Annotated in this window: 18 protein-coding genes and 1 pseudogene; 6 read left to right on the plus strand and 13 right to left on the minus strand. The window is 62.1% G+C overall.

The window, feature by feature from the left end:
* The first annotated feature begins 10 nt into the window (after positions 1-10).
* Both GN234_RS04775 and GN234_RS04780 read left to right on the plus strand, forming a co-directional pair.
* Positions 11-2,011 carry a peptidase U32 family protein gene (locus tag GN234_RS04775; RefSeq protein WP_163853843.1) on the plus strand — a complete coding sequence of 667 codons (2,001 nt, stop codon included), beginning with the start codon at positions 11-13 and terminating at the stop codon, positions 2,009-2,011.
* A gap of 354 nt (positions 2,012-2,365) precedes the next feature.
* Positions 2,366-4,105 (plus strand): dipeptidase, encoded by a 1,740-nt coding sequence (locus tag GN234_RS04780; RefSeq protein ID WP_176687973.1) that lies wholly within the window; start codon positions 2,366-2,368, stop codon positions 4,103-4,105.
* 143 nt (positions 4,106-4,248) lie between these two features.
* On the opposite strand, the gene GN234_RS04785 is transcribed toward GN234_RS04780, so the two are convergent.
* The gene (locus GN234_RS04785; RefSeq protein ID WP_028237016.1) at positions 4,249-4,476 is read right to left on the minus strand and encodes a DUF3079 domain-containing protein; all 228 of its coding nucleotides are present in this window, start codon (positions 4,474-4,476) and stop codon (positions 4,249-4,251) included.
* Between the two features lie 203 nt (positions 4,477-4,679).
* Here GN234_RS04785 and GN234_RS04790 point away from each other — a divergent pair, with 203 nt between their 5' ends.
* Genes GN234_RS04790 through GN234_RS04805 form a run of 4 tightly spaced genes read left to right on the plus strand, consistent with a single transcriptional unit; the run spans position 4,680 to position 7,807 of the window.
* Positions 4,680-5,210 carry an iron transporter gene (locus tag GN234_RS04790; RefSeq protein WP_109756115.1) on the plus strand — a complete coding sequence of 177 codons (531 nt, stop codon included), beginning with the start codon at positions 4,680-4,682 and terminating at the stop codon, positions 5,208-5,210.
* A 2-nt stretch (positions 5,211-5,212) separates the two neighbouring features.
* Positions 5,213-5,575 (plus strand): cupredoxin domain-containing protein, encoded by a 363-nt coding sequence (locus GN234_RS04795; protein ID WP_109756116.1) that lies wholly within the window; start codon positions 5,213-5,215, stop codon positions 5,573-5,575.
* Between the two features lie 22 nt (positions 5,576-5,597).
* On the plus strand, positions 5,598-6,452 hold the full coding sequence (locus GN234_RS04800) for an FTR1 family iron permease (protein WP_163853852.1): 855 nt from the start codon (positions 5,598-5,600) through the stop codon (positions 6,450-6,452).
* Positions 6,440-7,807: a 4Fe-4S binding protein gene (locus GN234_RS04805; protein WP_176687974.1), complete on the plus strand. Its 1,368-nt coding sequence runs from the start codon at positions 6,440-6,442 to the stop codon at positions 7,805-7,807. Before GN234_RS04800 ends, GN234_RS04805 begins: the two co-directional genes overlap by 13 nt.
* 165 nt (positions 7,808-7,972) lie before the next feature.
* On the opposite strand, the gene GN234_RS04810 is transcribed toward GN234_RS04805, so the two are convergent.
* From GN234_RS04810 to GN234_RS04865, 12 genes and pseudogenes are all read right to left on the minus strand, one after another.
* The gene (locus tag GN234_RS04810; protein WP_116832275.1) at positions 7,973-9,592 is read right to left on the minus strand and encodes a methyl-accepting chemotaxis protein; all 1,620 of its coding nucleotides are present in this window, start codon (positions 9,590-9,592) and stop codon (positions 7,973-7,975) included.
* A 112-nt stretch (positions 9,593-9,704) separates the two neighbouring features.
* The gene (locus GN234_RS04815; RefSeq protein WP_232199924.1) at positions 9,705-10,400 is read right to left on the minus strand and encodes an anaerobic ribonucleoside-triphosphate reductase activating protein; all 696 of its coding nucleotides are present in this window, start codon (positions 10,398-10,400) and stop codon (positions 9,705-9,707) included.
* Positions 10,397-10,558: an anaerobic ribonucleoside-triphosphate reductase gene (gene nrdD, locus GN234_RS04820; RefSeq protein ID WP_003202433.1), complete on the minus strand. Its 162-nt coding sequence runs from the start codon at positions 10,556-10,558 to the stop codon at positions 10,397-10,399. The genes GN234_RS04815 and nrdD overlap by 4 nt, the downstream gene beginning before the upstream one ends.
* Before the next feature lie 31 nt (positions 10,559-10,589).
* Positions 10,590-12,605: a ribonucleoside triphosphate reductase gene (locus GN234_RS04825; protein ID WP_176687975.1), complete on the minus strand. Its 2,016-nt coding sequence runs from the start codon at positions 12,603-12,605 to the stop codon at positions 10,590-10,592.
* Between the two features lie 352 nt (positions 12,606-12,957).
* Positions 12,958-13,951: pseudogene (moaA, locus tag GN234_RS04830) on the minus strand (GTP 3',8-cyclase MoaA).
* 25 nt (positions 13,952-13,976) lie between these two features.
* Positions 13,977-14,945 carry a peptidylprolyl isomerase gene (locus GN234_RS04835; protein WP_176687977.1) on the minus strand — a complete coding sequence of 323 codons (969 nt, stop codon included), beginning with the start codon at positions 14,943-14,945 and terminating at the stop codon, positions 13,977-13,979.
* Positions 14,946-14,955: 10 nt separating this feature from the next.
* On the minus strand, positions 14,956-15,636 hold the full coding sequence (gene narI / locus GN234_RS04840) for a respiratory nitrate reductase subunit gamma (RefSeq protein WP_109756125.1): 681 nt from the start codon (positions 15,634-15,636) through the stop codon (positions 14,956-14,958).
* Positions 15,629-16,384, minus strand: coding sequence for a nitrate reductase molybdenum cofactor assembly chaperone (narJ, locus tag GN234_RS04845; protein ID WP_109756126.1), 756 nt, complete (start codon positions 16,382-16,384; stop codon positions 15,629-15,631). Before narJ ends, narI begins: the two co-directional genes overlap by 8 nt.
* A gap of 2 nt (positions 16,385-16,386) precedes the next feature.
* The gene (gene narH / locus GN234_RS04850; protein WP_030137649.1) at positions 16,387-17,925 is read right to left on the minus strand and encodes a nitrate reductase subunit beta; all 1,539 of its coding nucleotides are present in this window, start codon (positions 17,923-17,925) and stop codon (positions 16,387-16,389) included.
* Between the two features lies 1 nt (position 17,926).
* Positions 17,927-21,700: a nitrate reductase subunit alpha gene (locus GN234_RS04855; protein WP_116832269.1), complete on the minus strand. Its 3,774-nt coding sequence runs from the start codon at positions 21,698-21,700 to the stop codon at positions 17,927-17,929.
* Positions 21,701-21,764: 64 nt separating this feature from the next.
* Positions 21,765-23,162, minus strand: coding sequence for a NarK family nitrate/nitrite MFS transporter (locus GN234_RS04860; RefSeq protein ID WP_109756128.1), 1,398 nt, complete (start codon positions 23,160-23,162; stop codon positions 21,765-21,767).
* Positions 23,140-24,441 carry an MFS transporter gene (locus tag GN234_RS04865; protein ID WP_411828803.1) on the minus strand — a complete coding sequence of 434 codons (1,302 nt, stop codon included), beginning with the start codon at positions 24,439-24,441 and terminating at the stop codon, positions 23,140-23,142. The genes GN234_RS04860 and GN234_RS04865 overlap by 23 nt, the downstream gene beginning before the upstream one ends.
* Positions 24,442-24,727 lie beyond the last annotated feature (286 nt).

The following is a 24,727-nucleotide window of genomic DNA, read 5'->3' on the forward strand; positions in this document are numbered from 1 at the left end:
TAAAAAATACATGTCCTTGCCCAAACATCATCTGGAATTGCTCAGCCCCGCCCGCGACGTGACCATCGCCCGCGAGGCCATCCTGCATGGCGCCGACGCCGTGTACATCGGTGGCCCGAGTTTCGGCGCGCGTCATAACGCCTGCAACGAGGTGGGCGATATCGCCCGGCTGGTGGAGTTCGCCCATCGCTACCACGCCCGGGTGTTCACCACGATCAATACCATCCTGCACGACAATGAACTGGAGCCGGCCCGCCAGCTGATCCACCAACTGTACGACGCCGGCGTCGACGCACTGATCGTCCAGGACCTGGGGGTGATGGAGCTGGATATCCCGCCCATCGAGCTGCACGCCAGCACCCAGACCGACATCCGCACCCTGGCTCGGGCAAAGTTTCTCGACCAGGCCGGTTTCTCGCAACTGGTCCTGGCCCGTGAGCTGAACCTGCAGGAAATCCGTGCCATCGCCGACGAAACCGAAGCGGCCATCGAGTTTTTCATCCACGGTGCGCTGTGCGTGGCCTTTTCCGGCCAATGCAACATCTCCCACGCCCAGAACGGCCGCAGCGCCAACCGTGGCGACTGCTCCCAGGCCTGTCGCCTGCCCTACACCCTCAAGGATGACCAGGGTCGCGTGGTCGCCTATGAAAAACACCTGCTGTCGATGAAAGACAACAACCAGAGCGCCAATATCCGCGCCCTGGTCGAAGCCGGCGTGCGTTCGTTCAAGATCGAAGGGCGCTACAAGGACATGGGCTATGTGAAGAACATCACCGCCTATTACCGCCAGCGCCTGGACGATGTCCTCGAAGACCGCCCGGACCTGGCCCGCGCCTCCAGCGGCCGTACCGCGCACTTCTTCGTCCCCGATCCGGACAAGACCTTCCACCGTGGCAGCACCGACTATTTCGTCAGCGAGCGCAAGATCGACATCGGCGCCTTCGATTCGCCAACGTTCACTGGCGTGCCGGTGGGCGTGGTGGAGAAAGTCGGCAAGCGCGACCTGCAAGTGGTGACCTTCGATCCGCTGTCCAACGGCGATGGGCTCAACGTGCTGGTCAAGCGCGAAGTCGTCGGTTTCCGCGCCAACATCGCCGAGCCCAAGGGTGAATTCGAAGAGGACGGCCAGAAGCGTTACCGCTACCGCGTCGAACCCAACGAGATGCCGGCGGGCATGTACCAGTTGCGCCCCAACCATCCGTTGAGCCGCAACCTGGATCACAACTGGCAGCAAGCCTTGCTCAAGACCTCCTCCGAGCGCCGGGTCGGCCTGGCCTGGGTTGCGCGCCTGAGTGAAGCGCGCCTGGAACTGACCGCTACCAGCGAGGAAGGCATCAGCGCCAGCGTCACCCTGGACGGGCCGTTCGGCCTGGCCAACAAGCCGGAACAAGCCCTGGAACAATTGCATGACCTGCTTGGTCAGCTGGGCACCACCGAGTACCACGCCACCGCAATCGAGCTGGATGCGCCCCAGGCGTTCTTCATCCCCAACTCGCAGCTCAAGGCGTTGCGCCGTGAAGCCATCGAAGCCCTCACCGCCGCCCGCATCGAGGCCCACCCACGCGGTGGCCGCAAGGCCGAGACCAGCCCGCCGCCGGTGTACCCGGAGTCGCACCTGTCGTTCCTGGCCAACGTCTACAACCAGAAGGCCCGGGATTTCTATCACCGCCACGGGGTCAAGTTGATCGACGCCGCGTTCGAGGCCCATGAAGAGACCGGTGAAGTGCCGGTGATGATCACCAAGCACTGCCTGCGCTTCTCGTTCAACCTCTGCCCCAAGCAGGCCAAGGGCGTCACCGGCGTGCGCACCAAGGTCGCGCCAATGCAACTGATCCACGGTGATGAAGTGCTGACGCTGAAGTTCGACTGCAAACCCTGCGAAATGCACGTGGTCGGCAAGATCAAGGGGCACATCCTTGACCTGCCATTGCCCGGTAGCACGGCGCAGCCCGTGGTCGGCTACATCAGCCCTGAAGACCTGCTCAAGACGATCCCCCGCGCACCGCATTAAGCATGAGCAATGTGGGAGCTTGCTCCCACATTGGGCTGAGGGTGTTCACTACACTTATGAACAGATCCCTTGTGGGAGCGAGCCTGCTCGCGATAGCGGTGGGCCAGCTTGTAGAGAGACTGACCGGACCACCGTCATCGCGAGCAGGCTCGCTCCCACAGGTCCAACATTCAACTCAGACCAGATGGGTGCCAGCTCTCCCACACTGTTTTTCATTTCTGCGCCGTTTTTGCCTCACTGTGCGACAGATTCCCCCGCAAGACTCCCCTACCCCGCACTCGCCTGTTAGGTTGTAAATGTTTGTGTCACAAATCAGACACTTAACCCCTACAGCCTGCAAAGGAATGCCCAGCAATGGACTTCTCGCTCAAACACCTGGCCATGGCCACCCTGATGCTGTCCAGCCTCGCATCGATGACCACGCCGGCCTTCGCCAACATCACCGCCCAACAAAGCGCGGCCATCGTCAAAACCTTCTCTGACACCTCAGTCACGGATTTCCGGCAGTTCCTGGCAAGCGTGGCCAAGAGCGACCTGGCCAACACCGCCAACCTCGGCCCGGCCATCGATGCCTTCGTCGCTAACAAAACCCTTTCGGCTGAACAGCAGAACGAAATCCATCGCCTGCTGGGCCTCTATGCCCGAGTGAAGTACGGCAACGCAGCCACCGAGACGCTGAAGGAACTGGTCGCCATCCCGACCTTTCGCAAGGACGGCGTAGCCCAGCACGAGAACCCGGAGTTCCTCAAGATCGCCGCCAAGATCAAAAGCCTGGCCGAGTCTTTCAACCTGAACTTCCGCAACGTCGACAACCGCGTCTATGAGATTTCCCTCGACGGCAGCGGCGACGAAGTCGTGGGCATTCACGCCCATGCCGATGTGGTGCCGGTGACGCCGGAAAACTGGGTGCTCAAGGACGGCACCCGTCTCGATCCGTTCAAGGTCACCCTGGTGGGCGACCGCATGTATGGCCGCGGCACCGAGGATGACAAGAACGGTATCGTCGTGGCGCTCTACGCCATGAAAATCATCAAGGAAGAGAAACTGCCGCTGGCGCGCAATTTCAAGCTGCTGGTCGACACCACCGAGGAAACCACTGGCGACGCGATCCCCTATTACTTCGAACGCAACCCGACGCCCAGCTACAACCTGGCGCTGGATGGCGGCTACCCCGTGATCATTGCCGAGAAAGGCTACGGTACCGTCATGGCGAACTTCACCCGGCGTGCCGCACAGGGCAAGGGAGCAGAAATTACCGCGCTGACGGGCGGTCTGGCGACCAATCAGATTCCGTCGACCTCCGTTGCCACCTTCGCCAGCGACAAGCCCGCCGAACTGGCCGCCAGCCTGCTCAAAGCCGCGACCGACTATACCAAGCGTAACGGTGGCAACTTCGAAGTGAGCACTCAGGTCGTCGGCAAGGACGTCAAGCTGACCTTCACCGGCGTTTCCGCGCACTCCTCCGAACCCGAATCCGGCGTCAACCCGGTGGCGAGGATGCTGGACTTCATCAACAGCCTCGACGGCAAGGTCGCACTCAAGCACAACCACATCACCGACGCCGCTCGCTACGCCGCCGACAACTGGGGCCTGGACTACCTGGGTAGCAAACTGGGGATTGGCTTTTCCGATGCCTTCATGGGCCCGCTGACCGCGTCCCTGACCTACGTTGGCATGGATGAAAAAACCTTCAAGCTGGCGGTCAACCTGCGAGTGCCAGTCGGCAAGACCCCCGAGGCCCTCAAGACTGAAATTGCCGACAAGCTGGCCGCCTGGAGCAAGAAGTCCCACGTTGCGGTGGCCTTCGACTGTTCCGTTGACGCGCCGATGTACCGCAACCCCGAGGGTGAATGGGTCAAGGCCCTGTTGGCCGTCGCCACTGAGAATCTCGGCATGGAACACAAATACGGCACCTCCGCTGGCGCCACGTCGGTCCACGACTTGCCCAACGGCGTGCAGTTCGGCCTGGCGATGCCCGACGTCAAGTACACCGGCCACAACGACAACGAGTTCAAGACGGTCGAGCAGTTCCTGTTGGACTTGCAGATCGTGACTGAGATGATGGGACGGATCGGGCAGTTGCCGAAGCTCTGATCGGCCCAGCACGGGACCGTTATCAAGGTCTGTTGGTTTTCATTGTGGCGAGGGGATTTATCCCCGTTGGGCTGCGCAGCAGCCCCAGGATGTTGCGGTCGCTGCGCAACCGAGCGGGAAAGTCCCCTCGCCACAGCTTTATTTCATTCCTTCAGGTGGGTTGCGCTTGGGTCAATGACCTTGGCGGTAATGTCCACCAGCTCCAGCCCCCAATCCCCATGCAGGTACCAGTCCTCCCCGATCATCTCGGCCGGGTGCATCGTGCGATCGGCACCGTTGCCACAGGCCAGCGCACTGGTCGGACAGTAACGATCACAGCCCCAGCAAATGCGCTCGGGATGTTTGGGACTGATGGGAAAAGGCTTTGCCATGACGACCCCTTGTGACCGATGGGTATACCCGCACCCTAGCGCGTCGGGGCCCTGCCTCCCTTGATCCCGATCAAGAACAGCCGCACGGCAGCGAACCGACGTTCGCCGATCAAAAATTCGCGCTGAAAATTGACAAGAATCATTATTATTCGCAGCAAAGCTTCCTAGACTCGGCCATCTCTAACGTCGTCCAGGAAGTCACCATGCGTACCCTTGCTCCGCTGTCTCTCGCCCTGCTGTTTCTCGCACCGCTGGCCCAGGCCAAGGAATACCCCATCGGCGAACCGCAAATGTGCCCGGGGCTGGAGGTCGGTGCGGTGTATCTGCAGCCGATTGAAATGGCACCGGCCGGGATGATGCGGGCCACGGCCGATTCCGACGTGCACCTGGAAGCCGACATCCGCGCCACGGCGGACAACAAGCAGGGCTTCCAGGAAGGCAGTTTCGTGCCCTATCTCAATGTGTCGTTCCAACTGAAGAAACAAGGCAACGACACCGAGCTCAAGGGTGACTTCCACGCCATGGTCGCCAACGACGGGCCGCACTATGGCGACAACGTCAAACTGCTCGGCCCTGGCAAATATCAACTGACCTTCACCGTCCTGCCACCTGGCGGCCACGGCTCCCTCGGTCGTCATACCGACAAGGAAACCGGTGTGGCACCCTGGTTCGACCGCTGCGAACTGCATTACGAATTCGTCTACGCCGGGATCGGTAAAAAAGGCGGGTACTGAGCATGGGCCGCTCCTCCTGCCCCCGGCACATCGCGGCTCATCGACGCCTGGCCTGGTTGACGCTGGCCGGCTTGATGCTGCCCTCGATCGCCCATGCCGAACTGCCGACCTACGAGTTGAGCATCCGCGACGGGCATTTCACGCCGCCGCAACTGGAAGTGCCAGCCGGGCAACGCTTCAAGATCGTGCTGAAGAACGTCGGCCAGGGCCCGGCGGAGTTCGAAAGCACGCCATTGCGCGTAGAGAAAGTGCTCTCGCCCGGCGTCACCACCTTCGTGGTGATCCACCCGTTGCGCCCGGGGCACTATCCGTTTTTCGATGAATTCAATCCGCAACTGCCCGAGGGCGGGATTCTCGCCCGGTAATCGGCCAGCAAGAGGCATTTGCATGACTCAATCGATGTTTATTGTCTGGCGCGAAAGCGTCGAGGCGTTGTTGGTGATCGGGATTCTCCAGGCCTGGGTCAGCCGGCAGCAACAAGCCAGCCAACTGCTGCGCTACGTATGGGCCGGCGCGGCGCTGGGCTTACTGCTTTCCGGCGTGCTGGCCGGGCTGATCCTGCTGGCCGGCGAAGCCATGAGCGGTACCGCCAATGAATGGTTCCAGGCGTCGTTGGCCCTGGTCGCCAGCCTGCTGATCGTGCAGATGGTAGGCTGGATGCACCGGAACGCGCGGACGCTCAAGCATGACTTGACGCGCCACGCCGACCAGCGCCTGAGCCGCCAGGGCGGCCTCGGGCTGTTGCTGCTGGCGTTACTCGCCGTGAGCCGCGAAGGCAGTGAAACCGTGGTTTTCCTGTACGGTGCCGGCGCGCGCCTGCAAGGGCCGCAACTGGGCCTGTTCGCCGTCGGTGCGCTGGCCGGGCTGGTACTGTCGTTGCTGACCGTCTCCTTGTTGCACAGCAGTCGCCGGTTCATCTCATGGCCGCGGTTCTTTGCCATCAGCGAAGCGATCCTGCTGCTGTTGGGCGCGGCGTTGCTGGTCAGTGGTATCGAGCGGGTCGGCGGGCAACTGCTTGCGATGGATTGGCCCGAGGCGGTGTATCGCGGCATTGGCGACGCATTGTGGGACAGCAGCGCGATACTCGACGACGGTCATGGTTTCGGTGGGTTCCTGGCGGATTTCACCGGCTATCGAGCCAGCCCGAGCGCGATGACACTGCTGGTGTGGCTGGGCTATTGGGGCTTAGTCGCGGGCTGGCTGCGTCCACGCAAGGCGGAAAACCTGCCATGCCCGACCTGAACCCCTGGCTCCAGCGCCTGGGCGACGGCATGCGGCGCCACGGTGCAACCATTCGTGTCGTGCAATGGGCGGTGGTGCTGTTCTACGCGGTGCTGCTGGTGGTGCCGGCCCTGTCGGCGCTGCCCAGCAGCCAGGCGCGTCTGTTCGACAACCTCACGCTGCTGGCGCAGTTTCTGTTCTGGGGCCTATGGTGGCCGTTCGTGCTGCTGTCGATCGTGCTGTTCGGTCGCCTCTGGTGTGGCGTGCTGTGCCCGGAAGGCGCCCTGAGCGAATGGGCCAGCCACTACGGCAAGGGCCTCGGGGTGCCGCGCGGGTTGCGCTGGGCCGGCTGGCCGACCCTGGCGTTCTGCCTGACCACGGTCTACGGCCAGTTGATCAGCGTGTACGACTATGCCCAGGCGGCGCTGCTGATCCTGGGGGGCTCGACCGTCGCCGCAGTGATCGTCGGCCTGTTATTCGCCCGGGGCAAGCGGGTGTGGTGCCGTTACCTGTGCCCGGTCAGTGGTGTCTTTTCCCTGCTGGCTCGCTTGGCGCCGGTGCACTTCCAGGTGGACGAACAACGCTGGCTGGAGAACCCGCCGCCGCGTCGCCCTCCTCCCAATTGCGCACCGCTGCTGGACATCCGTCGCCTGCGCGGCGCCGCCGATTGCCACGCCTGTGGTCGCTGCAGCGGCCAGCGCGACGCGGTGCGGCTGATTGCCCGCTCCAGCAGCGAGGAAATCCTTCATTCGACGGCTAACACGCTTTCAGCCTGGGATGCTCGCTTGCTGCTGTTCGGTGTGATCGGCCTGGCCATGGGCGCCTTCCAGTGGACCGTCAGCCCTTGGTTCATTGACTTCAAGCAGAGCCTGGCCCAGTGGCTGGTCAGTCACGATTGGCTGTGGGCACTCCAGGACAACGCACCTTGGTGGCTGCTGACGCACTATCCGCAGCTCAATGACAGCTTCAGCTGGCTCGATGGTTTTTGCATTGTTGCGTACCTGGGCACGAGTGCGCTGCTGATAGGCACTTCGCTGATGCTGCTGATGCGTCTTGCGGCGCGACTCACGGGTGACAGCGCACAATATTGGCCCTTGGCCATCACCCTGACGCCCCTCGGCGGTGCAGGGTTGTTCCTCGGCTTGTCGGCCACCACGGTCAAACTGCTGCGCTATGAAGGACTGCTGCTGGAGTGGGTACAACCGGCACGGGCCGGGTTGCTGGTAGCGGCCATAGCCTGGAGTTTGTGGCTGGGCTATAGGCGTCTGGAACAAACAACCGCATCACCCGTCCGGCGACTGCTCGCCATGGCCTGCCTGGTATCGGCCAGCGGCCTGGTGGGCTATGGCTGGTGGCTGCAATTCTGGGGATGGTGATCACGGCTCCAACATCTGGATTTCTGTGGAGCGAGCCTGCTCGCGATGGTGCCGGCACATCCAACATCACCACAAGCTGACCCAACGCCATCGCGAGCAGGCTCGTTCCCACAGGGGATATCAGGTGTACGCGATTGCCGCGCACACCTGCCCCGCGATGGTCACCTACACCTTGAACCGCGCCACCGTCTCATGCAGTGACCCGGCCATCTGCGCCAAGTCCTGGCCCGCCGTATCAGTATGCCGGGCGCCCAGCATGACCTGCTCGGACAGGTTGCGAATACCCATCAGGTTACGATCCACCTCTCGCGCCACCAGGGCCTGCTGTTCGGTGGCACTGGCGATCATCAGGTTGCGCTCGTTGATCTGCGAGATCGAGCGGGCGATTTCGTCCAGGGCATCGCCGGAACGCTGGGCGACTTGCAGCGTGACCTGCACCAGCTCGCTGTTGCTTTGCATGGAGCTCACCGCGTGCCCGCTGTCCAGGCGGATGTTGCCGATCATGCCCTCGATTTCCCGAGTCGAATCCTGGGTCCGATGAGCCAACGCGCGGACTTCATCGGCCACCACCGCAAAGCCACGCCCGGCATCGCCGGCACGGGCCGCTTCGATGGCGGCGTTCAGGGCCAGAAGATTGGTCTGCTCGGCGATGCTGCGGATCACATCCAGCACCGAACTGATGTCCTGGACCCGTCCGGCCAGTTGCTGGATTCGCCCGGAACTGTCCGTGACACCTTCGGCCAGCGCGGTAATGGAAACGACCGTTTCCTGAACCTGTTCACGACCGCGCTGGGCAGTTTGCTCGGATACTCGCGAAGCTTCACTGGTGCTCACGGCATTGCGCGCCACTTCATCCACCGCCGCGGTCATCTGGTTCACGGCCGCGGCAGCCTGTTCGATTTCCTGGCCTTGCAACTGCAAGGTGCTGCTGGTCTGGCTGCTCACGGCGCTCAGCTCCTCGGAGGAACTGGCCACTCGATCCACCGAGGCCGCGATATGCCGGACCATGCTGTTGAGACTCTGCTGCATGTCGTGCATGTTGCTCATCACGCTGTCATTGGCGCCGACACCCACGGGTACGCGGATCGTCAGGTCACCCTGGGCGATATGGCTGAGCACCCGCGCCGCGTCATCGGGCTCACCGCCCAGGGGACGGGTCACGCTGCGGGTCACCAGGATCGCGACAGTACTCACCAGGGCCAGGCAAGCCAGCACCATCGCCAGCATGTTGCGTCGCGCATCGTTGTAGCGCGCCTGTGCCTGGTGCTCACGCTCGACGAAGAGCTTGCCCTGCATCGCCATGATCCCTTCGAGACTCTTGTACACCTCGCGCTCCGCCGGGATCACTCCTTGCTTGAGCTGCGTCATCGCCTCCTCCGTCGCGCCCTGGCGGATCAACGCCTGCACCTGGACGAACGCCGCCACATAGGCCTCGCGACGTTTCTTCAGTTCGGCATACGCGGCCTTGCCTTCGGGCTGATCGAACAGCGGCTCCAGCGTGGCGAAGGCCTGGGTAATCCGTTGCCGGGTGGCGTCGATGGATTGCTGGACCTGCGCATTGTTCTTGTCGATCAGCAAGTCCCGGGTATTCCTGGCGTTATCGCGCACGCCCGTGGCGATCACCATGATCGGATCGATCTTCGGCCAATCCTGCCTGACGACCTGCTCGGCCTGGTCGCGCAACATCGCCAGGTCGCTCAAGGCGTAGAACGTCAAGGCGATCAAGGCCAGCGGTGCGATGGCGAAACCGAGCACGATACGTCGGGCGGTGGTGAGTCTGGTCATGTCAAATGCTCCCTGTTCAACTACCTGCCGGCTGGCAGCGCATTTGAAAACCTTGAAAAAAGAAGGGCCCGGTCATCCCGGGCCGCTGTCGGTCGCTCATTCCCGCGCTCGGTCAACTGCGTAACACGAACGAAGGAAACATCTCACGCAGCGCGGCCCACAGTTCAGGCTGCAAGCGGTGTGCCGAGACGCTGGAAAGATGCGGATCGAGCATCCGCGCGGTACGTACCAGCTGCACGGCAAACCGTGTGACGCCCCGTTCGCTCAAGCGCCGGGCGAGGGTCAACAGGCGCTCGGGGTCGAACAGGTGCCAGTGCACGGTGGTGCGACATTCGTAATCCACGCCGCTGGCCAGCAGATGGTCAAGGCTGCGCCAGTTGGCGGCGCCGCTGCCTTCGACCCGGGTCACGTCCAGGGCATCTTCGGGCAAGGCCTTGATGTCGAACCCCACCCAATCGGCTTGCCCGACCACTTTGGCGAAGGCCGCCGGCTTGATGCCGGCGCTGTGCAGGCCGATGCGAAAGCCCATCTGCCGCACTTCCTCCATGGCTGGCGCCAAGCCGTCCTGCAAGGTCGGCTCGCCACCGCTGAACACCACGGCGTCGAGCAGATCCTGACGGCGTTGCAGGAACGCCAGCACCCGGCACCAATCCACCTCCTCGCTGCCGCGCGGCGGGATCAGTTGCGGGTTATGGCAGTAACGACAACGCCAGGCACAGCCCTGGCAAAACAGGACGCACGCCAGTTGGCCCGGATAATCGAGGGTGGTCAGGGGCACCATGCCCCCGACCCGTAGCACTCGACTCATGGACGCCCGGCCGCGCGTTCGGTGAAGTGCACCCGCTCGCGGTGCTCGGATTGCTTGCCCGGGTTGAAGGCCGCCACCGGGCGGTGATAACCCATCACTCGGGTCCAGACTTCGCAACGTTGACGCTGTGCCTGCGGAAGAGATTGTGATGCGTTCATGGATGAAGCTCCTTGCGGTCGATGGATCGGGTCAGTGAACGCTGCCCTGGCGCTGTTGTTGCAGCAGCAAGGCCTCGTCGCATTTGGGGCAAAACTCGTGTTCGCCGGCCAGGTAGCCGTGCACCGGGCAGATGGAAAAGGTCGGCGTGATGGTCAGGTACGGCAGGCGGAAGCGCCCCAGGGCCTTGCGCACCAATTGCTTGCAGGCCTGCGTGGAGGAAATCTGCTCGGCCATGTACAGGTGCAACACGGTGCCGCCGGTGTATTTGCATTGCAGTTCGTCCTGCAGCTCCAGGGCTTCGAACGGATCCTCGGTGAAGCCCACCGGCAGTTGCGATGAGTTGGTGTAGTACGGTGCGACCAGGCTGCCGGCCTGCAGGATATCCGGGTAGCGCTTGAGGTCTTCCTTGGCGAAGCGGTACGTGGTGCCCTCGGCAGGCGTGGCTTCCAGGTTGTAGAGGTGGCCGGTTTCTTCCTGGAAACGCAGCAGCGTGGCCCGTACGTGATCCAGCAGCTTCAGGGCGAATTCCCGGCCCTGCTCGGTGTGCAGGCCTTGCTGGTCGTCGGTGAAATTGCGCAGCATTTCGTGCAGGCCATTCACGCCGATGGTGGAGAAGTGATTGCGCAAGGTGCCCAGGTAACGCTTGGTGTAGGGGTACAAACCGGCATCCATGTGATGCTGGATAACCTTGCGCTTGACCTCCAGGCTCTCTTTCGCCAATTCCATCAGGGCATCGATGCGTTGCAGCAATGCGCTGGTATTGCCTTTGTACAGGTAGCCCAGACGGGCACAGTTGATCGTCACCACGCCCAGGGAACCGGTCTGTTCCGCCGAACCGAACAGGCCGCCACCGCGCTTGAGCAGCTCGCGCACGTCCAGTTGCAAGCGACAGCACATCGAGCGCACCTGGTTGGGTTGCATGTCCGAGTTGAGGAAGTTCTGGAAATACGGCAGGCCGTAGCGGGCGGTCATTTCGAACAGGCGGTCGGCGTTCTCGCTGTCCCAGGGGAAGTCATGGGTGATGTTGTAGGTCGGGATCGGGAAAGTGAACACCCGGCCTTTCGCATCGCCGGCCTGCATCACTTCGATGTAGGCGCGGTTGATCAGCTCCATTTCCGCTTGCAAGTCACCGTAGGCGAACGGCATTTCTTCGCCGCCAATCACCGGGATCTGTTCGCGCAGGTCCTGTGGGCAGACCCAGTCGAACGTGAGGTTGGTGAACGGGGTTTGCGTGCCCCAGCGCGACGGCACGTTGAGGTTGTAGATGAACTCCTGCAACGACTGGCGAACCTCGTCGTAGCTGAGTTGGTCCTTGCGCACATAGGGCGCCAAGTAGGTGTCGAATGAGCTGAACGCCTGGGCGCCGGCCCATTCGTTTTGCAGGGTGCCGAGGAAATTCACCATCTGCCCCAGGGCACTGCTCAGATGCTTGGGCGGCCCGGCCTCGACCCGCCCTGGCACGCCGTTGAGGCCTTCGTGCAACAGGGTGCGCAAGGACCAGCCGGCACAGTAGCCGGCGAGCATGTCCAGGTCGTGGATATGCAGGTCAGCCTCGCGATGCGCCTCACCGATGGCTTGGCTATAAACTTCGTCGAGCCAGTAGTTGGCGGTGACCTTGCCCGATACGTTGAGGATCAGCCCGCCGAGGGAATAGCCCTGGTTGGCGTTGGCCTGAACGCGCCAGTCTTCGCGATCCAGGTATTCGTTCATCGACGTGGCGACTTCCACCAACGTACGGCGATCCCGACGCAGGCGTCCGTGTTGCTCGCGATAGACGATGTAGGCCCGCATGGAGAGAAAGTAACCGGCGTCCATCAGCACTCGCTCGACCCGGTCCTGGATCTGCTCGACGTTCAACCGCGCCTGCCCTTCCAACCGCGCCAACACCGCCTTGAGCAACCCCTCGGCTTCGGCTTCGGCGTACTCGCCCGTGGCCTTGCCCGCAGCGATCAGCGCCTGGCGGATCTTGTCCGCGTCAAAGGCAACCACACTGCCATCGCGCTTATGCAAGCGGTTACATCCTACTGTGATCAACGTGCTCTGCATTTTGGCTCCACACACTACATATAGGCTTTTTTTAATTAAACAAACACAATATGCAGTGTAGGGTACGGGCAAAAGCCAGGGTTGCAATTGATCGACATCAAGAATCGAGGGCGACTGTCCATCAGCCTTGAAAGGTCATTTGGCAGCACCTCGCTCCCACACAGGTTTCGAAGTGACCGTTGGATTTGGATTCACCACAGATCCCTGTGGGAGCGGGCTTGCTCGCGAAGGGGCCAGCACATTCAACATTAATGCAAGCTGACCCACCGCCTTCGCGAGCAAGCCCGCTCCCACATGAGTTTCGGGGTGACTGCAAAATTTGTATCCACTACAAACCCCTTATGGGACTTGCTCAGCCCCCACTCATGTTCATGAACCGCACGATCTGCACTTCCCCCACCCGGATTGAAGTCATGGCGCAGTGGCTTGCCGCACAGCGCCTGCTGCACCGCCTGGATCACCGGTTGGTCTTCCAGCGGATAACGCCGCAGCAAGCCGCGCAGGTCGAGGGAATCCTCTTGTCCCAGGCACAACAGCAAGCGCCCTTCGACAGTCATGCGGACACGGTTGCAACTGGCACAGAAGTTATGGGTGTTGGGTGAAATGAACCCGATCCGAGTATCCGGATGACGCTCCAGGCGCACATAGCGCGCCGGTCCGCCACTGCTCTCGGCGCTGTCGAGCAGGCGATGATGCCGGGCAATCTCGGCCCGGACCTCATCGCTGGAACAGAACGACTCGCCCCGGGAACGCCCGACCTCTCCCAAGGGCATTTCCTCGATGAAGCTGATGTCGATGCGTTGATCGATGGCGTACTGCACCAGCGCCGGGACTTCATCGAAGTTGCGCCCTTTCATCACCACGCAGTTGAGTTTGATCCGTTCGAACCCGGCCACCTTCGCCGCTTCAATGCCAGCCAGCACCTGGTCCAGGTTGCCGTTGCGGGTGATCGCCCGAAAGCGTTCACCGTCCAGGCTGTCGAGGCTGATGTTCATGCGCTTGACCCCAGCCTCGACCAGCGGCTGGGCCAATCGCCCCAGCTGCGAGCCGTTGCTGGTCATCACCAGTTCCCGCAGGCCGGGCAATGCCGCAATGTCGCGACACAGCCCGACGATGCCTGGACGGATCAGCGGCTCGCCACCGGTCAGGCGGATTTTCTTCACCCCCAGGCCGACGAACAGCCGCGCCAGGCGCTGCAACTCCTCCAGGGTCAACACTTGCTGACGCGGCAGGAAGGTCATGTTTTTCGCCATGCAATACACACAACGAAAATCACAACGATCGGTCACCGACATCCGCAAATAATCGATCTGGCGCCCAAAACCGTCCTGCAACACCGCGTTCATGAAGATCTCCCGATTGAGCCAGTGCTCACTGCACCAGCGGCGAGTCGGCACCCTGAAGGTGAATGCCGCGGATGTCCGCCGCACCGATCAGGGTTTGCAGATACTGCACCAGCGCCTTTTGCCAAACCCCCTGCTGCAACTGGGTACGAATTGCCGTCGCCACCGCCTCATAGGGCAACGGCTGGCCATCGATGCGCTGGTCGATGCTGATCACGTGCCAGCCGTAGCGACTTTCCAGCGGTTTGCTGGCCAGGCCCGCCGGCAGGGTGAACAACTGCCGCTCCAGCTCAGGCACGGTCTGGCCCTTGCTGATCTGCCCCAGCGAGCCACCCTGCTCCTTGGACGGACAGGCCGAATACTTCAGCGCCAGCTCGGCGAAACTGCCGGGGAACTGGTCCAGTCGTTCCAGCAGCAGCTCGGCCTGTACATGAGCCAGGCTGCGGGCCTCGGCATCGTCCGGGGCACATTCGAGCAGGATGTGCCGCACCGCCAGCAACGGTGCGTTGTGAAAACGCGCCCGGTTGCTTTCGTAATAACGCAGGCAGGTGGCCTCGTCGCACTGCGGCACCTGCACCTCACGTTCGAGCAACAACCGCGTGGCTGCCTCTTCTTCGTTTTCACCGGCACCGACCTGCAACGCCAGGCCCAGTTCGGCGATACGTTGCTGGAGCAATTCGCGAATCACCAGGGCCCGAGCGGCCTGGTAGACCGCATCCTCGCGACTGTCAGCCGGGTGATATTGCAGCTCCTGGGCCATCGCCTGCGGGGTGATCGACACCCCATTGACGCTGATGATCGGCCACTCCTGCTCACTGCTGGCAATCAACTGCGGCGCTTCATCCTCCGCCACCGGCCCAACCTGGGCCGGCTCGAACTGCACCGTCCCCGCCGGTTCGGTATCGACAATCGGCGCGATCACCGCTGCCGCTTTTGCCGAGGAACCGCAACCACCACTACCGCCGCCACCACCGCCACATCCGCATCCACTCGCCATGATCTTCTCCTCAAAACTTCTGCCGAACGATTTGATAACGACGTCCCAGGTACCAGACCGGCGCGCTGACGATATGGACCAGACGGGTGAACGGGAACAACACGAACAGGGTCAGGCCCAGCACCACATGGAGCTTGTAGATCAGGCTCACCGGTGCGATCGAGGTAGCGGCTTCAACCGGACGCAACAGCACAGTGTTCTGGGCCCAGTCGGCCAGCATCACCATCACCGAACCGTCCATGTGTGCGGTCGAGGCGACGATGGTCATCAGCCCCAGCACCAGTTGCACCAGCAACACCACCAACACCAGGATGTCCGAGGCATTGGACGTGGCACGCACCCGTGGGTCGGTCAGGCGACGGTTGAGCAGCATCACCAGGCCGATCAGGCCCAGCACGCCGAAGAAACCGCCGGAGACCATCGCCAACAACTGCTTGTTCTCGGTGCTCAGCACATGGTGGTAAATCGCCGATGGCGTCAGCAGCCCGACAAAGTGCCCGGCCAGCACGAACAGCACGCCGATGTGGAACAGGTTGCTGGCTACGCGCATGCCGCGCTTGTTGAGCATCTGGCTCGAACCGGCCTTCCAGGTGTACTGGGACAGGTCGAACCGCGCCCAGCTACCGATCAGGCAAATCGCCAGGGCGATATAGGGGTAGACCCCGAACAACAACAGATCCCATTTAGACATTGCCCACCTCCCCGGCTGGCGCTGCGGCCAGCCCTTCATGCTGAAAATCCACCCAGTGCAGCGGTACCGCACTTTCGTCCCGCGCCTTGCCCGGCGCGCTTGGCATCGAGCTGCAACGGTCTTGCTGCTCGGCCTTCATGAAATCCACTGCCTCTTCTTCCCAGACCCTGTCCAGGGCTTCGAGGGAGTCGTCCCGTGGCTCGGCCTTGACCTGCTCACGCAGTTCGGCGACCGCGCCCTGGGGTTCGGCCCCGGAGATCTGCAACAAGGCCCGGAAGCAACTGGCGTAGGCGCTTTCACGCTCTTCCAGGCGCGCCGCGAGCAAGGCCAGCAGGTGTGCTACATCGGCCAGGCCCTCGCGGGCCTCGATGTCTTCGCGGGTGGAGAGATACTCCAGGTACAGCGGGATGTAGTCGGGCAGTTCCTTGACGCCGATGGCGAAACCGGCTTCTTCGTACTGGGCCATCATGTCGACCATGGCCTGGCCGCGGTCGCGGGACTCGCCGTGCACGTGTTCGAACAGCAGCAGCGAGAGCGAACGGCCGCGGCCGAACAGCGCACCGTAGTGCTCCTGGCCGTCCATCAGGTCCTTGCCGCAGATCACCTCGAGCAATTCGAACAACCCGGCGCGCTGGTTGGGACTGATTTCCCGTGCCTGGAGAATCGCTTGTTCCAGCTCATCCCGACCGGCCACCAGGGTCTCGGTCGGGTAATCGAGCAGCAACGAAATCACCTTGAGAATGCGCATGCTCATTCCTCCCACAACTGCACGGTTTTGATCACGTCGCGGCGGTTGGCCTTCTTGCCACCGAACATGTTGGTGTCGGAGCTGCCGCTGCAACCGCTGCCAAAGCTGAAACCGCAGCCGGAGCGCTCGGCGAACGCATCGCTCATGGCGTCTTCGCGGTGAGCGCTTGGCACGACGAAACGGTCTTCGTAGTTGGCAATCGCCAGGTAGCGGTACATCTCTTCCACCTGGTTCACGCTCAAGCCAACGTCGGCCAGCACTTGCAGATCCTGCACGCCGTCGACCTGCTCGGAACGCTTGTAGGCACGCATCGCCAGCAGGCGCTTGAGGGCATGCTTGACCGGTTTCTCATCACCGGCGGTGAGCATGTTCGCCAGGTAACGCAGCGGAATGCGCAGGCTGTCGACATCCGGGATCACCCCGTTCATGCCCACGGTGCCAGCCGCGGCGGCGTTCTGGATTGGCGAAAGTGGCGGCACGTACCAGACCATTGGCAAGGTGCGGTATTCCGGGTGCAGCGGCAGTGCGAGTTTCCAGTCCACGGCCATTTTGTAGACCGGCGAGCGTTGCGCCGAATCGATGACCGACTGCGGCACGCCATCGGCCAGGGCCTGGCGAATCACCGCCGGGTCGTTCGGGTCGAGGAAGATCTCCAGTTGTTTCTCGTACAAGTCCTGCTCATTGGCAGTGCTCGCCACTTCACTGATGCGATCGGCGTCATACAGCAGCACGCCGAGGTAACGGATGCGGCCAACGCAGGTTTCAGCGCAGACGGTCGGCATACCCGCTTCAATGCGCGGGTAGCAGAAGATGCATTTTTCCGACTTGCCGCTCTTCCAGTTGAAGTAGATCTTCTTGTACGGGCAGCCGCTGATGCACATGCGCCAGCCGCGGCATTTTTCCTGGTCGATCAGGACGATGCCGTCCTCCTCGCGCTTGTAGATCGCCCCGCTTGGGCAGGACGCCGCGCACGCCGGGTTCAGGCAGTGCTCGCACAGGCGCGGCAGGTACATCATGAAGGTGTTTTCGTACTCGCCGTAGATGTCCGCCTGGATCTTGTCGAAGTTCTTGTCCTTGCGCCGCTTGGCGAATTCGGTGCCGAGGATTTCCTCCCAGTTCGGACCCCACTCGATCTTCTCCATGCGCTTGCCGGACACTACCGAACGTGGTCGCGCGGTAGGCTGGTGCTCGCCCAGCGGTGCGGTGTGCAGGTGCTGGTAGTCGAAGTCGAACGGTTCGTAGTAGTCGTCCAGGCTCGGCAGGTCCGGGTTGGCGAAGATGTTCGCCAGCACGCGGAACTTGCCGCCGATGCGCGGGTTGATCGAACCGTCCGCGTTACGGATCCAGCCGCCCTTCCACTTGTCCTGGTTTTCCCACTCCTTGGGATAGCCGATGCCCGGCTTGGATTCGACGTTGTTGAACCAGGCGTATTCCATGCCTTCGCGACTGGTCCAGACGTTCTTGCAGGTAATCGAGCAAGTGTGGCAGCCGATGCATTTGTCCAGGTTCAGGACCATGCCGATTTGTGAGCGAATCTTCATCTCAGTTCTCCTCGATATCAGTCGGCAGTGGACGCGGCAGATCATCGCCACTGGAACCGTCGAGCCAATCGACCTTGGCCATCTTGCGCACCACGACGAATTCGTCGCGGTTGCAACCGACCGTGCCGTAGTAGTTGAAGCCATAGGCCTGTTGGGCGTAGCCACCGATCATGTGGGTAGGCTTGAGCACCACGCGGGTCACCGAGTTGTGGTGGCCGCCACGGGTCTTGGTGGTTTCCGACCCCGGCACGTTCACGATGCGTTCCTGGGCGTGATACATCATCACCATGCCTTCCTTGACCCGCTGGCTGACCACCGCCCGGGCGGTCAATGCGCCGTTGACGTTGAAGCACTCGATCCAGTCGTTGTCCTCGATGCCGGCACGCTTGGCGTCGATTTCCGAGAGCCAGACAATCGGGCCGCCACGGCTGAGGGTGAGCATCAGCAAGTTGTCGCTGTAGGTACTGTGGATACCCCACTTCTGGTGCGGAGTGATCCAGTTCAGAACGATCTCGGTCTGGCCATTGCTGCGCTTGCCTTTCACGCCAGCGATGGTGCGGGTGTTGACCGGCGGCCGATAACTCATCAGCTGCTCGCCGAACGCCTGCATCCACGGGTGATCCTGGTAGAACTGCTGGCGACCGGTGATGGTGCGCCATGGGATCGATTCATGGACGTTGGTGTAGCCGGCGTTGTAGCTCACGTGGTCGTCTTCCAGGCCGGACCAGGTCGGGCTGGAAATGATCTTGCGTGGCTGGGCCTGGATGTCACGGAAGCGAATCGCCTCGTGCTCCTTGGACACCGCCAGGTGGCTGTGGTCGATACCGGTGAATTCCGACAGCGCCGCCCAGGCTTTCACCGCGACGTGGCCGTTGGTTTCCGGGGCCAGGGACAGGATGACTTCGGCAGCGTCGATGGCGCTGTCGATTTTTGGCCGCCCTTGGCTGATGCCCGCTTCGACTTCCTTGTGGTTCAGCTCACCGAGGAACTTCACTTCGGTGTCGGTGTTCCAGTTGATGCCCTTGCCGCCGTTGCCGAGTTTCTCCAGCATCGGGCCCAGGGAAGTGAACTGCTTGTAGATGTTCGGGTAGTCGCGCTCCACCACCTGCAGGTTCGGTGCGTTCTTGCCCGGTACCGGCGCCACACCGGCGCTTTTCCAGTCAGTGCCACCAAACGGCTGGGCCAGTTCGCCGACGCTGTCGTGCATCAACGGTACGGTGACCAGGTCTTTCTCGACACCCAGGTGGCCGACCGACATGGCGGAAAACGCCTTGGCGATGCCCTTGTAGATTTCCCAGTCCGAACGCGATTCCCAGGCCGGATCGATAGCCGCCGACAGCGGGTGAATGAACGGGTGCATGTCCGAGGTGTTCATGTCGTCTTTTTCGTACCAGGTGGCGGTCGGCAAGACGATGTCGGAATACACGCAGGTCGAGGACATGCGGAAGTCCAGGGTGGTCACCAGGTCGAGCTTGCCAATGGCGCCCTCATCGACCCATTCGGCTTCGGTAGGCTTGCAGTCGCCGACCTGGCCGATGTCTTCGTTCATCACGCCGTTTTTGGTGCCCAACAGGTACTTGAGCATGTACTCGTGGCCTTTGCCCGAGGAGCCCAGCAGGTTGGAGCGCCAGATGAACATGTTGCGCGGGAAATTCACCGGGCTGTCCGGTTGTTCGCAGGCAAAGCGCAGGGAGCCGTCCTGCAGCGACTTGACCACGTAGTCCTTGGGCTCCAGGCCCGCGGCGGCGGCATCACGGCAGATGTGCAGCGGGTTGGTGTTGAGTTGTGGTGCGCTCGGCAACCAGCCGGCGCGTTCGGCGCGGATGTTGTAGTCCAGGGCGTGCTCAGGGAACTGCGACTTGTCGGCCAGGGGCGAGAGCACATCGTGCATGCTCATCTTCTCGTGGCGCCATTGCGAACTGTGACCATAGAAGAAGCTGGTGCCGTTCATCTGCCGTGACGGACGGTTCCAGTCCAGGCCGAAGGCCAGGGGCAGCCAGCCGCATTGCGGACGGAGTTTTTCCTGGCCGACATAGTGGGCCCAGCCGCCGCCGGTCTGGCCGACGCAACCGCAGAGCATGAGCATGTTGATCAGCCCGCGGTAGTTCATGTCCATGTGGTACCAGTGGTTCATCGCCGCACCGACGATGATCATCGAGCGTCCACGGGTCTTGTCGGCGTTGTCGGCGAACTCACGGGCGATCTGGATCGCCTTCTCGCGGCTCACACCGGTGATCTGCTCCTGCCAGGCCGGAGTGCCGGGCACCGAGGCGTCGTTATAGTCCTTGGCAACGTTGGCGCCGCCCAGGCCACGGTCGATGGCCAGGTTGGCCGCCGAGAGGTCGAATACGGTGGCGACTTTCGCCACGCTGCCATCGGCCAGCACCACGCTGTGCACCGGCACCCGACGGAACTGCACCGCTTCACCGGCCACATGCTGGAAGTGCTCCTGGGCTTCACCGGCGAAGTATGGGAACGCCACCTCGGCGACGTCGCCGCCGATCAGGCTCAGCTTGAGGTCGATCTCACGCCCCTCGCCACCTTCACGGGGCAGGATGTTCCACTTGCCCTTCTCACCCCAGCGATAGCCGATGGAGCCTTGGGGCGAAACCAGTTCGCCGGCGGCATCCAGGGCGATGGTTTTCCATTCCGGGTTGTTTTCCTGGCCGAGGTTGTCGGTCAGGTCGCTGGCCCGCAGGAAACGGTCCGGCTGGTAACCGGCACCGGGCGCCGCGCCGAGCATCGGCTTGAGCATCACCAGCACCGGCAGGTCGGTGTAGCGCTTGGCGTATTCGGTGAAATAGGCGCTCGGCTTGTCCAGGTGGAATTCTTTGAAGATCACATGGTTGAAGGCCTGGGCCAGGGCGGCGTCGGTGCCCTGCTTGGGGTTGAGCCACAGGTCGGTGAGCTTGGCGACTTCCGAATAGTCCGGGGTGATCGCCACGGTCTTGGTGCCCTTGTAGCGCACCTCGGTGAAGAAGTGGGCGTCAGGGGTACGGGTTTGCGGGACGTTGGAGCCCCAGGCAATGATGTAGTTGGAGTTGTACCAGTCGGCCGATTCCGGCACGTCGGTCTGCTCGCCCCAGACCATGGGCGAGGCTGGTGGCAAGTCGCAATACCAGTCATAGAAGCTCAGGCACACGCCACCGATCAGCGACAGGTAACGCGAGCCGGCGGCATAGCTGACCATCGACATGGCCGGGATCGGCGAGAAGCCCACAACCCGGTCCGGGCCGTGCTCCTTGACGGTGTAGACGTTGGCGGCGGCGATGATCTCGTTGACTTCTTCCCAGTTGGAACGGATGAAGCCACCCATGCCGCGCTTGCTCTTGTACGAGTCGGCCTTGGCTTTGTTCTCGACGATGCTGGCCCAGGCTTCCACTGGCGCCAGGGTCTGCCGGGCTTCGCGCCACAACTTGAGCAGTGGCTTGCGGATCTTCGGGTACTTGAGCCGGTTGGCGCTGTAGATGTACCAGCTGTAGCTCGCGCCGCGAGGGCAACCGCGTGGCTCGTGGTTGGGCAGGTCGTTACGAGTGCGCGGGTAGTCGGTCTGCTGGGTTTCCCAAGTGATCAGGCCGTTCTTGACGTAGATCTTCCACGAGCACGAGCCGGTGCAGTTCACCCCGTGGGTGGAACGCACGATCTTGTCGTACTGCCAGCGGGAGCGGTAGACGTTCTCCCAGTCCCGGGACTCCTTGCGGGTCTCGCCGTGACCATCGGAAAACTCGCCTTGCTTGCGGTTGAAAAACCGCAGTTGATCCAATAAATGACTCACAGTGTGTTCCTCTCAGGCTTGCTCCGCGGGGTCTGCGCCCCGCCCACGCAGGTTTAGGTTCGGCTTAGCAAGGTGTTGCGGCGCCCTTGCGGGCGTACCACCACCAGGTCACCACGATGCAGCTCAGGTAGAAGCCGACGAACATGTAGAAGGCCATCTCCGGGCCGCCGGTCAGGGCCATCGAAGAGCCGAATGATTTAGGAATGAAGAACGCACCGAAGGCACCCATGGCCGAGCTGAAACCCAGCACCGCGGCCGATTCCTTGCCGGCGTTCTTGATCGCTTGCTCGCGCACCTCGGGCTTTTTCCCCAGGGCGGCTTTTTCATGCAGGGTGCGGAAGATCACCGGGATCATGCGGAAGGTCGAACCGTTGCCCACGCCAGTGGTGATGAACAGCAACATGAACATGCCCAGGAAGCCGTAGAAGTTGCCGCCCTGGCCGCCTTGAGGCAGGAAGTGCAGGACCCCGAACACCATGGCGATCATCAGGACGAAGTTCCACAAAGTGACTTTCGCGCCGCCGAGCTTGTCCGCCAGCCAACCGCCCAACGGCCGTACCAGCGCACCCACCAGTGGCCCGAGGAAGGCGAATTTCAAGGCAATGACGTCCGGGAACGAGGTCTTGATCAGCAGTGGAAAGGCAGCGGAGAAGCCGATGAACGAACCGAAGGTTGCCAGGTACAACCAGCACATCAGCCAGTTGTGCTTGCGCTTGAAGATCACCGCCTGCTCGCTGAACGAAGCACGGGCGCTGGACAAATCGTTCATGCCGAACCAGGCGATCAGGGTCACGGCAAGGATGAACGGCACCCAGATGAAACCGGCGTTCTGCAGCCACAGCGAACTGCCGTCAGCCAACACCTGCGGCTGGCCGCCCATGAAGCCGAACACACCGAAGGAAATCACCAGCGGTACACAGAACTGCATCACCGACACACCCAGGTTACCCAGCCCGGCGTTCAGGCCCAGGGCCGTGCCCTGCTGGGACTTGGGATAGAAGAAGCTGATGTTGGACATGCTCGAGGCGAAGTTGCCGCCACCAAAACCGCAGAGCAGCGCGATCAGCACGAACACGCTGTAGGGCGTGGTCGGATCCTGCACGGCGAAGCCCATCCACAGTGCAGGTGCCAACAGCGACGCGGTGCTCAGGGCGGTCCAGCGCCGGCCACCGAAAATCGGCACCATGAACGAATAGAAGATGCGCAAGGTCGCACCCGACAGCCCCGGCAATGCCGCCAGCCAGAACAACTGGTCGGTGCTGAAGCTGAAGCCGATGGCGTTCAGGCGCACGATCACCGTGCTCCAGACCATCCACACCGCGAAAGCCAACAGCAGCGCCGGGATGGAAATCCACAGGTTGCGCCGGGCGGTCAGTTTGCCGCTGCGGCCCCAGAATGCGGGATCTTCCGGGCGCCAGTCATGAATGACCGGGCCTTTTTCAGGCGTTTGCAGAACGGACATGTTCTTCTCCTTGGGCAATGCTGGAAAACGGGGATTGGCTGGCCGACGACTGTTTACCCAGCAGCGGGCGCTTGCGCATTTCGCTGAAGTACATCCAGGTCAGGGAGACCCAGACCACGCCGTACATCAACATGAAGCAGGACGAGCGCACGCCGGTGAGGTCCACCAGGGCGCCGAACATGATCGGCAGCACGAACCCGCCCAAGCCGCCGGCCAGGCCGACGATGCCGGACACTGCGCCCATGTTTTTCGGGTAGTCGTTAGCGATGTACTTGAAAACCGAGGCCTTGCCGAACGCGAAAGCGATGCCCATCACGAACAGCAGTACGGTGAACAGCGTGGCGTTGAGGCCGATGTGAAAATCGACGATGCCGTTGACGGTCTTCACTTGCAGTTGAGTCTGGGGATAGGACAGCAGGAACAGGCAGATCCAGCTGACCCACAACACCCACCAGGTCACGCTCTGGGCGCCCCAGCGGTCGGACATCCAGCCACCGACGGCTCGCAGCACGCCACCGGGCAGGGAGAAACACGCCGCCAGCAACGCTGCGCTTTGCAGGTTGAAACCGTATTCCTGCACGTAGTATTTGGTCATCCACAGGGCCAGGGCCACGTAGCCGCCGAACACGATCGAGTAGTACTGGCAGTAGCGCCACACGGCCGGCTCTTTCAGGGTTTTCAATTGCTCGCGCAACGTCGCGCCGCCGGTGCCGCTGTGTTCCTTTTTCTCGCTGGTGAGGAACCAGAACAACAGTGCGGTGATGAACAGGATCGCGCTGAACACTTTTGGCACCAGGTGCCAGGAGCCGAAGGCGATCAGCGCCGGGGCGAGGAACTTGGTCACCGCCGCCCCCGCATTGCCGGCACCGAAGACGCCCATGGCAAACCCCTGGTTCTGCTTGTCGAACCACTTGGCGACGTAGGCGATGCCCACCGAGAACGAGCCACCGGCCAGGCCGACGAACAGGCCCAGCACCAGGAACTGCCAGAAGGCCGTGGCGAGGGTGATCAGGTACAGCGGCAACACGCAGGACAGCATCAGCAGGAAGAACACGATCCGTCCGCCAAAGCGGTCGGTCAGAAGCCCCAAGGGCAAACGCACCAGCGAACCGGTCAACACCGGCGTGGCGGCCAGCAGGCCAAACTGGGTTTCATTGAGGGCCAGCAGTTCCTTGATCGGAACGCCCAGTACGGCAAACATCATCCAGACCATGAAGCACACGGTGAAGGCCAGGGTACTCATCCCCAGTACCAGCCCTTGTTGCACTTGCGCTCGCATCACGATGCACTCCGTCAGTTCGATGAGCGCAGCCTAGTGATACGAACCCCGCAAAAACTTGACTTGGGTCAACGTGCCCCGGGGCGGTACAGGCCTATGCTTGGCCCGCCTACCTCCAAGGAGGTAGATTCCGATATCGATAAAACCCTTTATTTATCAATATCTTGAACAAGTCTGCCGAAGCTTTTATGGAAACGGAGCGGCCGACAACTCTTTAGAGGTAGTGCGCCCAGGATTGGCTGCTACACCCCCCAGGTCCAGGGCGCCTCCTATGCTCGGTTCACAG

Source organism: Pseudomonas bijieensis, from assembly GCF_013347965.1.
GTDB lineage: Bacteria > Pseudomonadota > Gammaproteobacteria > Pseudomonadales > Pseudomonadaceae > Aquipseudomonas > Aquipseudomonas bijieensis.

Coding starts and splice junctions, on each gene's coding strand:
- GN234_RS04775 (WP_163853843.1), top strand. CDS start 11: ATGTCCTTGCCCAAACATCATCTGGAATTGCTCAGCCCCGCCCGCGAC.
- GN234_RS04780 (WP_176687973.1), top strand. CDS start 2,366: ATGGACTTCTCGCTCAAACACCTGGCCATGGCCACCCTGATGCTGTCC.
- GN234_RS04785 (WP_028237016.1), bottom strand. CDS start 4,476: ATGGCAAAGCCTTTTCCCATCAGTCCCAAACATCCCGAGCGCATTTGC.
- GN234_RS04790 (WP_109756115.1), top strand. CDS start 4,680: ATGCGTACCCTTGCTCCGCTGTCTCTCGCCCTGCTGTTTCTCGCACCG.
- GN234_RS04795 (WP_109756116.1), top strand. CDS start 5,213: ATGGGCCGCTCCTCCTGCCCCCGGCACATCGCGGCTCATCGACGCCTG.
- GN234_RS04800 (WP_163853852.1), top strand. CDS start 5,598: ATGACTCAATCGATGTTTATTGTCTGGCGCGAAAGCGTCGAGGCGTTG.
- GN234_RS04805 (WP_176687974.1), top strand. CDS start 6,440: ATGCCCGACCTGAACCCCTGGCTCCAGCGCCTGGGCGACGGCATGCGG.
- GN234_RS04810 (WP_116832275.1), bottom strand. CDS start 9,592: ATGACCAGACTCACCACCGCCCGACGTATCGTGCTCGGTTTCGCCATC.
- GN234_RS04815 (WP_232199924.1), bottom strand. CDS start 10,400: ATGAGTCGAGTGCTACGGGTCGGGGGCATGGTGCCCCTGACCACCCTC.
- nrdD (WP_003202433.1), bottom strand. CDS start 10,558: ATGAACGCATCACAATCTCTTCCGCAGGCACAGCGTCAACGTTGCGAA.
- GN234_RS04825 (WP_176687975.1), bottom strand. CDS start 12,605: ATGCAGAGCACGTTGATCACAGTAGGATGTAACCGCTTGCATAAGCGC.
- GN234_RS04835 (WP_176687977.1), bottom strand. CDS start 14,945: ATGGCGAGTGGATGCGGATGTGGCGGTGGTGGCGGCGGTAGTGGTGGT.
- narI (WP_109756125.1), bottom strand. CDS start 15,636: ATGTCTAAATGGGATCTGTTGTTGTTCGGGGTCTACCCCTATATCGCC.
- narJ (WP_109756126.1), bottom strand. CDS start 16,384: ATGCGCATTCTCAAGGTGATTTCGTTGCTGCTCGATTACCCGACCGAG.
- narH (WP_030137649.1), bottom strand. CDS start 17,925: ATGAAGATTCGCTCACAAATCGGCATGGTCCTGAACCTGGACAAATGC.
- GN234_RS04860 (WP_109756128.1), bottom strand. CDS start 23,162: ATGTCCGTTCTGCAAACGCCTGAAAAAGGCCCGGTCATTCATGACTGG.
- GN234_RS04865 (WP_411828803.1), bottom strand. CDS start 24,441: ATGCGAGCGCAAGTGCAACAAGGGCTGGTACTGGGGATGAGTACCCTG.